This is a genomic window from Mitsuaria sp. WAJ17, from assembly GCF_014174515.1.
Lineage (GTDB): Bacteria > Pseudomonadota > Gammaproteobacteria > Burkholderiales > Burkholderiaceae_C > Roseateles_B.
This window is the reverse complement of the sequence record NZ_JACJUG010000016.1, coordinates 97,427-112,710: the sequence shown is the minus strand read 5'-3', so window position 1 is coordinate 112,710 and position 15,284 is coordinate 97,427. Positions and strand designations below refer to the sequence as shown.

Sequence of the window (15,284 nt, the reverse complement as noted above, 5' to 3'; positions counted from 1 at the left end):
GGGCCAGGCTTGGGCACAATCGCTGCCCATGAGCCAGAACGATCTCTTCGCCGCCGCCCCAGAAGGTGAGGCCTTGCCCGCCGAACGCGCCGCGCAGCTGCGCGAGCAGCTGAACCACCACGCCCATCTCTACTACGTGCTGGACACCCCCGAGCTGCCGGACGCGGAGTACGACCGCCTCTTCCAGGCCCTGCAGGCGCTGGAGGCCGCGCACCCCGAGCTGCTGACGCCCGATTCGCCCACGCAGCGCGTGATCGGCCGTGTGCTCGACGGCTTCACGCCGGTGCGCCATGCCGTGCCCATGCTGTCCATCCGCACGGAAACCGACACCGAGGCCAGCGGCGCCGTGAGCTTCGACGCCCGCGTGCGCCGCGAGCTGGGCCTGGCCGAGAGTGCGCCTCCTGTCGAATACGCGGTCGAGCTGAAGTTCGACGGCCTGGCGATGAACCTGCGCTACGAGCATGGCCTGCTCGTGCAAGCGGCCACCCGCGGGGACGGCGAGACGGGCGAGGACGTCACGCAGAACATCCGCACCATCGGGCAGATTCCGCTGCGCCTCAAGGGCGCGGCCCCCGAGGTGCTGGAGGTGCGCGGCGAGGTCTATATGCGTCGCGACGACTTCGAAGCGCTCAACGAACGCCAGCGCGCCAAAGGCGAGAAGACCTTCGTGAACCCGCGCAATGCGGCGGCAGGGGCGGTGCGCCAGCTGGACCCCGGAATCGCGAGGCAGAGGCCGCTGAGCTTCTTCGCCTATGGCCTGGGCGAGGTGCGCGGCTGGGCCTTGCCGGCCACGCACAGCGGCATGCTCGATGCTCTGGCCGCTATGAATCTGCCGGTGTGCAAGGACCGCGAGGTGGTGCAGGGCGCGGACGGCCTGGTGGCCTTCCATCGCGCCATCGGTGAGCGCCGCGACGCGCTGCCCTTCGACATCGACGGCATCGTCTACAAGGTCAACAGCCTGGCCCTGCAGCAGCGCCTGGGCTTCGTGACCCGCGAGCCGCGCTGGGCCGTGGCCCACAAGTACCCGGCTCAGGAGCAGATGACGCGCCTGCTGGACATCGACATCCAGGTCGGCCGCACCGGCAAGCTCACGCCCGTGGCCAAGCTGGAGCCCGTCTTCGTGGGCGGCACCACGGTCAGCAACGCCACTCTGCACAACGAGGACGAAGCCCGGCGCAAGGACGTGCGCGTGGGGGACACCGTCATCGTGCGCCGCGCCGGCGACGTGATCCCCGAGGTGGTGGGCGTGGTGCTGGAGCGCCGCCCGGCCGACGCCAGTGCGCCCTTCGACCTCTACCAGCGCCTGGGCGGCCATTGCCCCGTATGCGGCAGCGGCATCGCCCGCGAGGAAGGGGAGGCCGACTGGCGCTGCACCGCCGGCCTCTTCTGCCCAGCCCAGCGCAAGCAGGCCCTGCTGCACTTCGCCAGCCGCCGAGCCATGGACATCGAAGGCTTTGGCGACGAGATCGTCTCGGCACTGGTGGACGGCGGCCTGGTCAAGACCCCGGCCGACCTCTTCCTGCTCAAGCGCGAGCAGCTGATCGGCCTGCGCCTGGCCGGCGGCAGCACCCTGCAGGCGCTCAGCGCCGACAACCTGCTGGCCGCCCTGCAGGCCGCGCGCACGCCGGCCCTGGGCCGCTTTCTCTTCGCCTTGGGCATCCGGCACGTGGGCGAGAGCACGGCGGCCGCCATCGCCAAGTTCCATGGCAGCTGGCAGGCCTTCCTCGATACCGGCCGCCATACGCCGCGCCTTATCGCGGACATCGGCAAGGAGGTGGCCGACTCCATCGCCGCCTTCAACGCCGAGCCGCACAACCGCGAGGTGGTGACGGCCATGACCGGGCCTGAGGCCCAGGTGCAGCCTTCGGTGCTGGCGCCTTGCGTGCGCGTGCCGCTCAAGCAGCTGCTGGCCTTGGTGAAGGCGGTGGATGGGGAGGAGGGCGGGCGGCGGCTCAAGGGCATCGGCGGCGGCACCATCGAGCGCCTGGCCGAGGCCTGCGTCACGCCGCATGCCCTGCTGCAGACGCCACAGGCGGACGCCACGCTGGAGTCGGCCCGCCTGGCTTTCGGAGAACTCCTGGTGCAACCGTCCTGGGCCGCGACGATGGCGGAGCTGGACCGGCTGGGCAACGTCTGGGACACCACCCCCGCCCAGCCCGAGGGGCAGGCCGGCGTGGCCGGGCTCACCTTCGTGCTCACGGGCACGCTGCCCACGCTCTCCCGCGATGCCGCCAAGGCGCTGATCGAGGCCGCGGGTGGGAAGGTGAGCGGGTCGGTCTCCAAGAAGACGCATTACGTGGTCGCGGGCGAGGAAGCCGGCTCCAAGCTGGACAAGGCCCGGGAACTGGGCGTCACCGTGCTGGACGAGGCCGGCCTGCTGGCCCTGCTGGCGGGCTGAGTCCTGCCTGTCTGGAGGCACTCCCTGCGCGCGGTGTTGCTGTAGACAATCGCGCCCATGCACATCCTGCTGATTGAAGACGATCTGGACTTGGGCGCGGCACTGCAGGCCGCATTGCGCCTGGAGGGCCACAGCAGCGTCTGGCTGCGCCGCGCGGCCGATGCCCCGCTGAAACTTGAAGCAGCAGAGCACGACGCCGTGCTCCTGGACCTGGGCCTGCCCGACGGCAGTGGGATGGAGCTGCTGCGCCGCTGGCGGTCGCAGGGTCAGGTCTTGCCTGTCGTGGTGATGACGGCGCGGTCGGCCCTGGATGACAAGCTGGCCAGCTTCGACGACGGGGCTGACGACTACGTGGTCAAGCCCTTCGAGATCCCCGAGCTGCTCGCGCGGCTGCGCGCCGTGCTGCGCCGCGCGGCCCAGCAAGCGGGGGACCGGTGGCATTTCGGCGCGCTGATGCTGGAGCCGCGGCGTCACCGCGCCTGGCTGGACGGCGGGGAGCTGGCCCTGTCGCCCCGCGAGTACCAGCTGCTGTTCGAGCTGGCGCGGGAGCGTGGAGGCGTCGTCGCCAAGCCGCTGCTGGCCCAGCGCCTGGCGCCGCTGGGCGAAGCCCTGGACTTCAGTGCATTGGAGGTCCACCTCTCCAATCTGCGGCGCAAGATCGGTGCTCAGCGCATCGGCACGCAGCGTGGTGTCGGCTACTGGCTGGAGTCCCTGTGAGGTACCCGGCCTGGCACTGGCTGCGGCCCAGCCTGGCCCGGCGCCTGGTGACGGCCTTGCTGCTGGCCTTTGCGCTGGTCGCGCTGACCCTGCTGGGCCAGTCCTATGTCGAAACCAGGCAGCAGATGGCCACGAATCCGGGCATCCGCCAGCTGGGTGAGCTGATGGCCGCGACGGTGGCCCAGCTCGACGAGGGCCCCCTGGCAGCACAGGCCGTGGCCGGCCTGGCTGATCACATCAATGGCATGCGCCGGCAGGCGCGGCGCCTGCCTGGCGAGGTGGTGGTCCAGCTCTTCGATGCCCAGGGGCGGCTGGTGTATGCCAACCTGGCGGCCGACCCCATCCAGCGCCTGGGCGTCTCGGAGCAGTCGATGGCAGGGCGCCAGCACTGGACGTGGCGCGGCGACGGACCGCGCTGGTCGGTGCGCCTGGCCGAGCCGACACTGCCGGAGCTGACCATGCTGGCCTGGATGGCCGGGGAACTGGGACCGCAGATGCTGCTGGCCTTTCCCTTCGTGCTGCTGCCGGTGCTGCTGGCGGTCTACAGCGGCCTGCGGCCCCTGCGGCAGTTTGCCCACCGGCTGGACCAGGTCGAGTCCGAGCCCGCGCCCCTGGCCATGAACTTGCGCTACGCCGAACTTCAGCCCCTGGGGCGGGCCTTCGACGCCCTGCAGGAGCGCCTTCGCCTGCGCATGGCGCGCGAGCGGGCCTTTGTCCAGGACGCGGCGCATGAGCTGCGGACGCCCCTGGCCGTGATCGCGGCGCAGACCCATGTGCTGGTCCAGGCTGCGCACGAACCGGTGCGGCAGGAGGCGGGCGAGCGCTTGCTGGCCGCCATCCGTAGGACCTCGCACCTCTCCCAACAGTTGCTGGATCTGGCAGCGCTGGACGGCAAGGCTGAACGCCAGCGCCAGCGCCTGGACCTGGTGCTGTCGAGCGCCCAGCTGCTGGCTGACCTGCATGGTCGCGCCCGCGAGCGTGGGCTGGCGCTGGCGCTGGAGGCACCGGAGCAGCTGCCTCGTGAGCTGGATGCAGCGGCCTTCCTGTCCGTGCTGCACAACCTGCTGGACAACGCCCTGCGCTACGTCCAGGCTGGCGGCCAGGTCCTGCTGACGCTGGCCGCTGATGGCCCTGAGGGTGGCGAGGGCTGGACGTTGACGGTGTCTGATGACGGCCCCGGCATCGCGGAGGCGGACCGCGAGCTGGTCTTCGAGCGCTTCTGGCGCGGCCCGGAGGTGGAAACGCCTGGCAGCGGCCTGGGCCTGGCCATCGTGCGGCAGGCCGCCCGCCGGCTGGGCGGGCAGGTCAGTCTGACCGCGGGGCTCGGTGGCCGCGGCTGTGCCTTCACCCTGCGCGTGCCCGGCGCGCCACCGGCCTTTGGCTCTTCTTAAGGTCCGGCCGCCAAGAATCTGTCCATCCATTGAAAAGAGGGAGACCAGGATGGACAGCACAGGATTCCAGACACGCCGCCAGCTGCTGGCATGGTTGGGCATGGCCGGCGCGGGCCTCGGCCTGCAGGCCTGCGGTTCCGGCTCGGATGCGAGCGCGCCCGCCGTGCCGACCGAGCGCCAGCGCCAGGCCCAGCGCCTGCAGGCCCAGGCAGAGGCCTGTGTGAAGGACGGGCTGGTGGGCGTGGTGATGGGGCGGCAGGATGGCATCGATGCCGAGGGCCTGCGTGCCGCCGCTGGACGCACGCAGCTGGGCGCCGGCCAGGCGCTGAAGGGCGACGAGCGCTTCATCATCGGCTCCAACACCAAGGCCATGACCGCGGCCCTGGCCGCCCGCTGCGTTGACAAAGGCCTGCTGCGCTGGGACAGCCGCCCGGCCGAGCTGTTGCCGGGCCTGGCCGCAGTCCAGCATCCGGACTATCAAGACCTGACCCTGGCCATGCTGCTGGACCACCGCGGAGGCCTCGCCGCCTTCACGGATGGCGTTGATCTGGAGCGTTTCGCCGCCTATCTGCAGGCCTACGCCGGCACGCTGCCGGCCACGGAGACCGGCCGCAGGCGCTTCTTCGTCGATTGGCTGCTGACCCAGGCGCCGGCGGCCCGGCCCGGGCAGGACTTCCTCTACTCCAACGCCGGCTATGCGACGGCGGCGGCCCTCCTGGAAGCGGCCAGCGGGCTGGACTTCAAGGCGCTGTTCGCCCGCGAGCTGTCCGATCCCCTGCAGCTGGCGGTGGCATGGGGGGCACCCGTCGGTGCCGGCCAGCCTCAGGGCCATGAGGGGGCTTCGCCTCGGCAGCTGAGTGCGCTGCCCACCGTGCCGGACGAGCAACTGGCCTGGCTGGCCGTGCTGGCGCCGGCCGGCGAGGCCAATCTGGCTGCACCCGCCTATGGCCGCTGGCTGCAGCTTCACCAGTTGGCCCTCCAGGGGCGCAGCACCGCGCTGCCGCGCGGCTACGTCAGCCGCCTGCAGGCCCTGCGACCCGGCGACTATGCCCTGGGATGGATGGGCAACTCGTTCGAGGGCCGCAGCCTGCTGATCCACACCGGTGCTAATGCGGGCTTCATGAGCATGGTGGCCCTGGCCCAGGACGGCAGTCAGCACCTCTTCGCTTTCAGCAACACCTTCGGACTGCGCGCCGACGGCAGCAGCTGGGTGCTGGAGCGGCTCAACACGGCCGCCATCGCCCTGCTGCGTCCGCTCTGAGCACAGGGGCTCAGGCGGCCTGCCGTTGCGGAAGTTTGAGCACGCCGATCGCCAGGGCCGTGCCCAGCAGCACGATGGCGCAGCCCGCCGCCATGTGCAGGGTGAAGGACTCACCCAGGAACACGGCACCCCACAGCACCGCGAAGACCGGGATCAGGAAGGTGACCGATAGCGCATAGCTGGGCCCCGCCCGCTTCATCAGCCGGAAATAGAGGATGTAGGCCAGGCCCGAGCACAGCAGGGCCAGGGCGAGGGCGCTCAGCCAGGCCGTCTGGCCGGGCATCTGCGCGGGCCACTGCGCGGCGGCCGGCAGGGCCAGCAGCAGGGCCGCGAAGGCCTGGCTGCCTGTGGCCACCGCCAGGGGGCGGGTCTGGCCGAGGTATTTCTTGGTGGCGCTGGCGGCCAGCCCGTAGCAGCATGTCGCGGCCAGGCAGGCCAGCACGGCCCAGCCACTGCCGCCGGGCTTGAAGCTGGCATGCTCCCAGGCCAGGAAGACCACGCCGCCAAAGCCCACCAGCAGGCCCAGGCGCCGGCCCGGGTCCAGACGCTGGCCCAGCCAGATCGAGGCCACCAGGGCGCCCCAGATGGGCGTGGTGGCGTTGAGGATGCTGGACAGGCCAGCCGTGATGGACAAGGCCGCATAGCTGAAGAAGGCAAAGGGCAGGGCGCTGTTGAGCAGGGCCACCAGCATCAGCGGGCGCCAGTCGCGGCGCAGCTCCAGCAGCCCTTCGCGGCCGCCCTGCCAGGCCAGCAGGGGCAGCAGGAAGAGGCCCGCGCCGGCTACTCGCACGAAGGCCAGGGCCAGCGGTCCGAAGGCTGGCGCGCCCAGGCGCAGGAAGAGGAAGGAGGCACCCCAGATGGCCGCCAGCAGGGTCAATTCAGCTACGTCGAGCTGGGCATGGTCTTGCATGGTGTCAGGTCTTGCTTCGCGGAGATTGAGCCGCGCGGTGCCACAGCTGCAGCACGGCGTAGGAACGATAGGGGCTGAAGGCCTGGGCGCGCTGGGCCAGGGCCTTGGGCGAGGGCGCTGGCTCGCCGGGCTCGGTCAGCTGCTGCTTGAGCACCACGTCGCCCGGCGGGAAGAGGTCCGGCGCGCTCCAGCCCCGCATCAGCATGTACTGCGCGGTCCAGGGGCCGATGCCGGGCAGAGCCTGCAGCTCGGTCAGGGCCTGCTCCTGGCTGCCTTGCTGTTGGGCGTAGCCGAGCTCGGGCCAGCGCTGTGCCAGGGTGATCAGGGCGTGGGCGCGGGTGCGGATGATGCCCAGCTCGGCGATGGCCTCCACCGGCAGTCCGGCAATGGCCTCGGGGCTGGGAAAGAGGCGCTGCACCTCGGGCGTGCGATGGCCTTCGGGCAGCAGCGCTCCGAAGCGCTCGACGAAGCGCAAGGCCAGGGTGCGGGCCGCGGCCACCGTCACCTGCTGGCCCAGCACCGCGCGTACGGCCAGCTCGTAGCGGTCCAGGCAGCCGGGCAGGCGCAGGCCTGGCTCCAGGGCGGGCAGGCCGGTCAGTTGCTGCTGGATGGCGGCGGGCGCGGCGTCGAGGTCCAGCCAGCGTCGCACGAGCGGAATCAGGCTGCCGGCGGCCATCCACAGTGAGGAGCAGGGCGAGAGCGTCACGGCGTCGCGCTCCGGCTGGAAACGGACGACCAGGCGGCCCACGGCCAAGCGGCCCTGGTGCTGCAGGCGCAGGCTGCGGCTGACCAGGCGCTGCGAGCGGTCCACCTGCTCCACGCCGGGCACGGCACGGGCCTCCAGGAAAGCCAGCAGCGCATCGACGGCCAGGGGCGGGCGGTAGGCCAGGCGCAGGCCCGGCTCGCCGCAGGCGGTGACGGAGGGCGGCGGCTCGCCCGCCTTGCGCAGGCTGCCGGGCTGCAGTCGGTAGTGCTGCAGGAAGAGGGCGTTGAAGCGCCGCAGGCTGCCGAAGCCCGCAGCCTCGGCCACCTCGGCCATGGCCAGGGGGCTGTCCATCAGCAGCTGCTTGGCCAGCAGCAGGCGCCGCGTATGCAGGAAGGCCAGGGGCGAGACGCCATGCTCGGCCTCGAAGATGCGCTGAAGATGACGGCTGCTGATGCCCAGCCGGTCGGCCAGCGCGCCAACGTTCTGGCGCGGATCGGCCTCGATCAGCTGCGCGGCCTGGCGGGCCAGGGTGCGGCTGGCGTCAGTCACGCTCCAGCGCAGGTCCTGGGCCGGGGCGGTCTCGGGGCGGCAGCGCAGGCAGGGGCGGTAGCCGGCGGCCTCTGCCTGCGCGGCATTGGCAAAGAAACTGCAGTTTTCGCGCCGCGGTGTCTTGACCCGGCACACCGGCCGGCAGTAGATGCCGGTGGAGCTGACGCCCACGAACCAGAGCCCGTCGAAGCGCGCATCGCGCGCCAGCAGGGCGGGGTAGCAGTGATCGGCGCTGAGTGTTGGGCTGATGGCAGGGCTGGACATGGGCCCATCTTAGGCGGCACGCCCCTCCCGGGCCGGATGAAATCGGACCCGTGAATTCCGAGGGGCCATTCCCGGCGCAACGCTCACATGGCCTTGAAGAGATGGACGTAGGCCCGGCTCACCGGCAGCTCCTGGCTGAGGCCCCGGAAGCGCAGGAAGAGGCGGCTCAGCTCGTCGCGCCGGGTGCCGGCCAGGTGGGCCAGGTTGACCAGGGTGGCTCGGTGCACGCGACAGAAATCCTGCGGGTCCAACTGCTGGGCCAGCTCGGCGATGGGCGTGCGGATCAGGTACTCGCCCTCGGCGGTGCGCACGCAGGTGTACTTGTCGTCCGCATGGAAGTAGATGACCTCGCCGATGGGGATCTGGTGCATGAGCTCGCCCTGGCTCGCCCGCACATAGCGAAGGGCGGGCGCGGCGGAGCCGGCACCACCAGGCGCCTGCAGCCGGCCCAGGGCCTCGGCCAGGGCGCCCTCGTCGCCGGGCTGCGACGTCAGGAGGCTGGCCTGCAGGCGCTGCACCGTCTTGTGGAGGCGCTCGGTCTTGACCGGCTTGAGCACATAGTCCAGCGCCGCCTGTTCGAAGGCCTGGCAGGCGAATTCGTCGAAGGCGGTCACGAAGACCACGCGGGTCGGCCCCTCGATGCCCTCGGCCACCTCCAGGCCGGTGAGGCCGGGCATCTGGATGTCCAGGAAGGCGATGTCGGGCTGCAGGGCCTCGATCTGCGCAGCGGCCTCGCGGCCCGTGCGGGCCAGGGCCACGATCTCCAGCTCGGGCCACAGTTGGGCGAGTTCGGATTTCAGGTGCTCGGCCAGATGGATTTCGTCGTCGGCGATCAGGGCGCGCAGGCTCATGGCTTGGGTTCGAGTAGGTCCAGGGGCAGACGCAGCAGGGCCTGGCAGCCCTGCTCGTCCAGTGTCAGCTGCAGTTCGGCGCGCTCGCCGTAGCGGGTGGCAATGCGTTCACGGATGTTCTTCAGGGCCAGGCCATGGCCCGGGCGGGCGCGACGCGGGCGGGACTGCGAGCCCAGGCCGTCGTCGCGCACTTCCAGCACGAGGTGGCGATCCTGCACGGCGGCCCGCACGCGCACCTCGCCTCCTTCGTCCTTGCCCTCCAGGCCGTGGACGATGGCATTCTCGACCAGGGGCTGCAGCAGCAGGGGCGGCAGGCGCAGCACCTCGGCCTGGGGCGTCGCCTCGATGTGGAAGCGCAGCCGCTCGCCCATGCGGATCTGCATCAGGCCCAGGTAGCTGCGGGCCAGCTGCAGCTCGGCGGACAGGGGGCAGCTGTCCTCGCGCAGGGCCGAGAGGCTGGCGCGGAGGTAGTCGGTGAAGTGCTCCAGCATTTCCAGCGCGCGGTCCGGGGCCGGCTTGATCAGGCTCTGTACCGCCGCCAGGCTGTTGAAGAGGAAGTGTGGCTCGATCTGGGCCTGCAGGCGCAGCAGCTGGGCCTCGGTGGCCAGCAGCTGCAGGGCCTGGCGGCGGCGGTGCTGGTGGTCCAGGTACCAGCCGACCAGGGCAAACAGGAGGGACAGGAAAAGGAAACGGCTCAGGCCCTGGGCGCTGTCGAAGGGCGTCTCCACATGGGCCTGCATCCACCAGCCCAGCAGCTGGCCGAAGAGCAGCAGGCCAGAGGCGATGCACAGGATGGGCATCAAGGTGAAGAAGAGGCCGGCCCGCCAGCCGCCGGCATTGAGTCGGTCCAGGGTGGGCTGAGGCAGCAGCCGCTCGCTGAGGCGGTAGCCGCCGTGGATCATGAAGGCGATCAGGAAGCCGCAGGCATAGCTGGCGAGCACGCTGGAAAGATTCAGCGTCTGTGCGCTGAAGACCAGGGTGACGGCCAGGATGCCCGTGGGAAAGGCCAGGGCAAAGCCGCCGGTGATCAACAGGCGCGCCAGCAGGGACTCGCTGCGCACCTTGCTGAGGCGGAAGTAGCGCCTGAAGGCCAGTTGGAGATCATCGGCGAAGCGGGGCGGGGTGCTCATGTCGGGGCGCGGGAGGGGACACGGACGCAGCGTAGGCGGCGAGTGTCCCTCAAGTGCAGGCACTGCGACGAACGGCGTGCACGAGCGCCGGATGGCGAGTGGCGGTGCCCGTTCACATGGCCTTGAAGAGATGCACGTAGGCGCGGCTGACCGGCAGTTCGGTGTCAAGTCCCCGCAGGCGCAGCAGGAGCTTGCCGTTGGCCTCACGCCGGGTGCACTGGAGCTGATCGACATTGACCAGGGTGGCCCGGTGAACCTGCCAGAAGCGCTGCGGGTCCAGCTGGGGCAGCAGCTCGCTGATAGGCGTGCGGATCAGGAACTCGGCCGCGGCGGTGCGCACGACGGTGTACTTGTCGTCCGCCTGGCAGTAGAGGATGTCCTCCACCGCGATATGGTGGGTCAGCTGACCCTGGCTCGCGCGCAGGTGGCGCAGCAGCGGCGGGCTGCCACGCGCTCCGGCCGGGACGGCGGGCAGCAGCTGCTGCAGGAGGCGGTGGAGCTGCTCGCCGGGCATCGCCGCCGCGTCGCCGGTTTCCTGGGCGAGGACGCGCTGCAGCCGCTCCACGGTCTTGTGCAACCGCTCCGCGCGGACCGGCTTGAGCACATAGTCCACGGCTTCCTGCTCGAAGGCGTCAAGCGCATGCTGGTCATAGGCGGTGACGAAGACCACCCGCGTGTGCCCCTCGATGCCCTGGGCTACCTCCAGGCCGCTGAGGCCGGGCATCTGGATGTCCAGGAAGGCGATGTCGGGCTGAAGGCGGGCGATCTGCTCGGCGGCCTCCGCGCCGTTGGAGGCGATGGCCACGATGCGCAGGGCCGGCCAGAGCTCGCGAAGGCGGTCCTTCAGCACGCGGTTGAGGTGCGGCTCGTCGTCGGCCAGCAGGGCGGTGGGGGCGGGGTGGTCAGTCATGGTCATGCGGTGCGAAGGGGCGCAGCCGGGGCAGGCTGATGCGGGCGATGGTGCCGCCGTCCGGCGCATCGGCCAGCTCCAGCGAGGCTGCGGGCCCATAGACCGCCCACAGGCGCTCGCGAATGTTCTGCAGGGCCAGGCCATGGCCGCGGCGCGGGCGCTCACGGCTGCGGGCCAAGCCGACACCGCTGTCCTCGATGTCGATCTGCAGGCCGCCGCCCTGCGCCCGAGCGCGCAACTGCAGCAGACCACCGCCCAGCTGGGGCTCCAGGCCGTGGTGGATGGCGTTCTCTATCAGGGGCTGCAGCAGCAGGGGCGGAATGCGGGCCTCGCGCACTGACTCGGGCACGTCCAGTCGGGTCTGCAGTCGATCGCCCATGCGGCATTGCATCACTGCAAGGTAGTTCTGTACCAGGGCCAGTTCCTGCGCGAGGCTCACGTCCTGGGCCCGCATCTGCTGCAGGCTGGCGCGCAGGTAGTCAGTGAAGGCGTCCAGCATGTGCTTGGCCTGGGCGGGGTCGTAGTCGATCAGGCCCTGCACATTGGCCAGGGTGTTGAACAGGAAGTGCGGCTCGATCTGCGCCTGCAGCAGGCGCAGCTGGGCCTCGCTGAGCTGGCTGCGGGCCTTCTGGGCGCGCAGCTGCATGCGTGCGCGCCACAGGCTCAGGCAGGCGAAGCCGGCGCCGCAGACCAGGAAGGTGATCAGGCTGCCTTTGTGCGGCAGCATCAGCAGCTGCAACTCGCCCTGCAGGCGCCAGCGCTGCAGAACCTCGACCAGCCACAGGCCCAGGCCGCTGCACAGCGTGGGGATGCCGATGAAGACCAGCAGGCCCGGCAGGTCCTCGCCTTTGTTGAGCCGCTCCAGCTGAGCCTCGGTCAGCAGGTGTTCCAGCAGGCGCAGGCCCCCACTGCTCAGCGGCGCGATGACCGCGCCCAGCTGCATGGACATCGCAAGGCCGCGCGCCCACCACCGGTAGTTCAGGAGGTTGGCCGAGAGCAGCGCCGCCAGCATCACAATGGCGGCGCCCACGGCCATGCCCGTGATCACGCAGGCCAGCAGGCCCAGCCACCAGGGGTGCTCATGCGTCTTTCTGAGGCGCCAGGTGTCGGTGAATGCAGCGCGCCAGCGGTGGCCGGGGGTCGAAATCATGGGCGCAGTGTAGGCAGGGCAGGGGCGTCCCTTGAAGCCGCCTGCGACGGGGCGGCAGGCCGTCGCGCGAATCGACGAGGCGCGGCGCCGAACTGCAGCGCCGGATTGCCCTGCCTCCGGGTTACATCACGGTCACGGAGCCCGGTTTCAGCCATGCCTACAATCGCGCTGAAACAAATCTACAAGGACAACGCAGCCCCCGCTGCCGAGGCACAACGCATGCAAGTTCACGCTTCCATCTTCAAGGCTTATGACATCCGTGGCGTCGTGGGCCAAACCCTGGACGAGACCCTGGCAGAGCACCTGGGCCGGGCCTTCGGCACCGAAGCCCTGAAGCTGGGCGAGAAGGCCGTGGCCGTGGGCCGTGACGGCCGACTGTCGGGTCCCGGCCTGGTGGCGGCGCTGGTGCGCGGCCTGCAGTCCACCGGCATCGACGTGGTGGACATCGGCGCCGTGACCACGCCCATGCTGTACTACGTGGCCGCGACGCGTGGCAAGCATGGCTGCAACTCGGGCATCCAGGTCACCGGCAGCCACAATCCCAAGGACTACAACGGCTTCAAGATGGTGCTCAAGGGCGCCGCCGTGTATGGCGAGCAGATCCAGGACATCCGCCGCCGCATCGAGGCCGAGGACTACACCAGCGGCCAGGGCCGCGTCGGCACCATGGACATCGGGGCCGAGTACAGCCACCGCATCGTCAAGGACTGCAAGCTGGCACGCCCGATGAAGATTGTGGTGGACAGCGGCAACGGCATCCCCGGCGCCAGCGCGCCGGCCATCCTGCGCGCCCTGGGCTGCGAGGTGGTCGATATCTACTCCAAGGTCGATGGCGACTTCCCCAACCACCACCCGGATCCCTCGCGCCCCGAAAACCTCGAGGACCTCAAGCGCATCGTCCACGCCTGCGACGCCGAGCTGGGCCTGGCCTTCGACGGCGATGGCGACCGTCTGGGCATCGTCACCAAGGACGGCCAGATGATCATGCCGGACCGCCAGATCATGCTGCTGGCCGCCGACATCCTCCAGCGCAATCCCGGCGCCGAGATCATCTTCGACGTCAAGTGCACGCAGCGCCTGGCCCCCTGGATCCGCGAGCACGGCGGCAAGCCGCTGATGTGGATGACGGGCCACTCCCTGGCCAAGGCCAAGCTGAAGGAGACCGGCGCACCCATGGCCGGCGAGCTCTCGGGCCACATCTTCTTCAATGAGCGCTGGTATGGCTTCGACGACGCCATGTACACGGCCGGCCGCATGCTGGAGATCCTGTCCCGCCATGCCGATCCCAGCGCCGTGCTCAACGCCCTGCCCACCAGCTTCGCCACGCCCGAGCTGAACGTACCCTGTGCCGAGGGCGAGCACCACAGCGTGGTCGCCACGCTCAAGGAGGTGGCACAGTTCCCCGATGCCAAGGAGATCGTCACCATCGACGGCCTGCGCGTCGAATACGAAGACGGCTTCGGCCTCATCCGAGCCTCCAACACCACGCCCGTGCTGGTGCTTCGCTTCGAGGGCCACACGCCTGAGGCCCTGGCCCGCATCGAGCATGCGGTGCTGGCCCAGCTCAAGCGCGTGAAGCCAGACGCCACCTTCGCCGCCGGCCACTGACGGCTTGAGCTCGTCGCCACAGCCTTCCAGTCCGCCGGCCGCCTGGGCCGAGCGCCTCGCGCGCTGGGCCTACGCGACGGCCCTGCGCCTGGCCACGCCCCTGTACTTCCTGAAGCTGTGGCGGCGCGGCGGGGCCGAGCCCCTGTATCGCGCGCATTGGAACGAACGGCTGGGTTTCGGTGCGCCCACGAGGCATGGGGCGCTGTGGTTGCATGCGGTGTCCATGGGGGAGACGCGGGCCGCCGCGCCCCTGATCGCCGCCTTGCGTGCCCAGCAGCCGGACTTGCGCCTGCTGCTGACCCATTCGACGGCCACCGGCCGCGAGACCGGGCGAGAGCTGCTGCGCGAGTGTGACGCCCAGCGCTGGTTGCCTCTGGACACGCCGGGGGCGGTGCGCCGCTTCCTGGACCGCCACCGGCCCGCCGCTGGCGTGCTGATGGAAACCGAGATCTGGCCCAGCCTGATGGCCGAGGCCGCGCGCCGCGGCCTGCCCATGGTGCTGGCCAATGCGCGGCTTTCCGCCAAGAGCGCCCGTCAGGGGCAGCGCCTGCGCATCCTGCTGCATCCCGCCGCAGCGCGCCTGCGACTGGCCCTGGCTCAGACCCAAGACGATGCCAGGCGCCTGCGCGAGGCTGGCGTGGGCGAGGTCCGCGTCTGCGGCAACCTGAAGTACGACCTTCAGCCGGATGGCCAGGTGCTGGCCCGCGGCCAAGCCTGGGCGGCTGCCCAGCCCCAGCCCCGCCGGCCGGTGCTGCTGATGGCAGTCAGTCGCGAGGGCGAGGAGGCGGCTCTGCTGAGGGCCTGGCGTCAGTGGCCGGAGGCGGGCGGGGTGAGGCCGCTGCTGCTGATCGTTCCACGGCATCCGCAGCGTTTCGACGAGGTGGCGACCCTGGTGCGCGAGGCCGGCTTCAGCCTGGCCCGACGCAGTGCCTGGACGGGGCAAGACCTGCCCCCGCCCGAGGCCTGGGCGGCCGAGGTCTGGCTGGGCGATTCCCTGCGCGAGATGCCGCTCTACTACAGCCTGGCGCAGCTGGCCCTGCTGGGCGGCAGCTTCGAGCCTCTGGGCGGCCAGAACCTGATCGAGGCGGCGGCCTGCGGCTGCCCGCTGCTGATGGGCCCGCACACGTTCAACTTCAGTGAGGCTGCGACGCTGGCCGAGCAGGCCGGCGCGGCACGGCGTGTGGCCGGCCTGGCCGAGGCCGTGGCCCTGGCATCCGGCCTGCTGGCTGAGCCCGACGCTCTGGCGGACCAGGCTGCGCGGGCGCGGGATTTCGCGGCCGAGCATCGCGGCGCCGCGCAGCGCATGGCGTGCGCGCTGCTTGAGTTGCAGCCAATGAGCTGAGCCAACTGGCACCAAACCGCCGCTGAATGGATCCTGAAAGGGCGCCGAAGGGGACCCGAATCCGGAGGGTCAGGTCTTGCTCGCCCCGACGGCGGGC

General features: G+C 70.7%; 12 protein-coding genes. 6 read left to right on the top strand and 6 right to left on the bottom strand.

Annotated elements, in window-relative coordinates:
• Positions 1 to 28 precede the first annotated feature (28 nt).
• From ligA to H5407_RS14550, 4 genes are read left to right on the top strand one after another with little or no spacing between them, the layout of a single operon-like run.
• Entirely contained in the window at positions 29 to 2,398 is a 2,370-nt protein-coding gene (gene ligA, locus H5407_RS14565) for an NAD-dependent DNA ligase LigA (RefSeq protein WP_183105182.1), read from the top strand.
• A 57-nt stretch (positions 2,399 to 2,455) separates the two neighbouring features.
• Positions 2,456 to 3,115 carry a response regulator transcription factor gene (locus tag H5407_RS14560; RefSeq protein ID WP_183105181.1) on the top strand — a complete coding sequence of 220 codons (660 nt, stop codon included), beginning with the start codon at positions 2,456 to 2,458 and terminating at the stop codon, positions 3,113 to 3,115.
• Entirely contained in the window at positions 3,112 to 4,506 is a 1,395-nt protein-coding gene (locus tag H5407_RS24680) for a HAMP domain-containing sensor histidine kinase (protein WP_183105180.1), read from the top strand. The genes H5407_RS14560 and H5407_RS24680 overlap by 4 nt, the downstream gene beginning before the upstream one ends.
• Before the next feature lie 49 nt (positions 4,507 to 4,555).
• Entirely contained in the window at positions 4,556 to 5,767 is a 1,212-nt protein-coding gene (locus tag H5407_RS14550) for a serine hydrolase (protein ID WP_183105179.1), read from the top strand.
• A 10-nt stretch (positions 5,768 to 5,777) separates the two neighbouring features.
• Here the strand turns inward: H5407_RS14550 and H5407_RS14545 are convergent, their stop codons facing one another.
• The 6 genes from H5407_RS14545 to H5407_RS14520 all read right to left on the bottom strand — a co-directional run bounded on the left by H5407_RS14545 (position 5,778) and on the right by H5407_RS14520 (position 12,237).
• Positions 5,778 to 6,677 carry a DMT family transporter gene (locus H5407_RS14545; RefSeq protein ID WP_183105178.1) on the bottom strand — a complete coding sequence of 300 codons (900 nt, stop codon included), beginning with the start codon at positions 6,675 to 6,677 and terminating at the stop codon, positions 5,778 to 5,780.
• Positions 6,678 to 6,681: 4 nt separating this feature from the next.
• The gene (locus H5407_RS14540) at positions 6,682 to 8,196 is read right to left on the bottom strand and encodes an Ada metal-binding domain-containing protein (protein WP_183105177.1); all 1,515 of its coding nucleotides are present in this window, start codon (positions 8,194 to 8,196) and stop codon (positions 6,682 to 6,684) included.
• An 83-nt stretch (positions 8,197 to 8,279) separates the two neighbouring features.
• Entirely contained in the window at positions 8,280 to 9,047 is a 768-nt protein-coding gene (locus tag H5407_RS14535; protein ID WP_183105176.1) for a LytTR family DNA-binding domain-containing protein, read from the bottom strand.
• Positions 9,044 to 10,177 carry a sensor histidine kinase gene (locus H5407_RS14530; RefSeq protein WP_183105175.1) on the bottom strand — a complete coding sequence of 378 codons (1,134 nt, stop codon included), beginning with the start codon at positions 10,175 to 10,177 and terminating at the stop codon, positions 9,044 to 9,046. The genes H5407_RS14535 and H5407_RS14530 overlap by 4 nt, the downstream gene beginning before the upstream one ends.
• A 112-nt stretch (positions 10,178 to 10,289) precedes the next feature.
• Complete coding sequence (locus tag H5407_RS14525) at positions 10,290 to 11,087, bottom strand: LytTR family DNA-binding domain-containing protein (protein ID WP_183105174.1); 798 nt, start codon at positions 11,085 to 11,087, stop codon at positions 10,290 to 10,292.
• Positions 11,080 to 12,237: a sensor histidine kinase gene (locus tag H5407_RS14520; protein WP_183105173.1), complete on the bottom strand. Its 1,158-nt coding sequence runs from the start codon at positions 12,235 to 12,237 to the stop codon at positions 11,080 to 11,082. Before H5407_RS14520 ends, H5407_RS14525 begins: the two co-directional genes overlap by 8 nt.
• A 219-nt stretch (positions 12,238 to 12,456) precedes the next feature.
• Between H5407_RS14520 and H5407_RS14515 the strand changes: the two genes are divergently transcribed.
• Both H5407_RS14515 and H5407_RS14510 read left to right on the top strand, forming a co-directional pair.
• Entirely contained in the window at positions 12,457 to 13,845 is a 1,389-nt protein-coding gene (locus H5407_RS14515) for a phosphomannomutase/phosphoglucomutase (RefSeq protein ID WP_183105172.1), read from the top strand.
• Between the two features lie 4 nt (positions 13,846 to 13,849).
• Complete coding sequence (locus tag H5407_RS14510; protein WP_183105171.1) at positions 13,850 to 15,187, top strand: 3-deoxy-D-manno-octulosonic acid transferase; 1,338 nt, start codon at positions 13,850 to 13,852, stop codon at positions 15,185 to 15,187.
• Positions 15,188 to 15,284 lie beyond the last annotated feature (97 nt).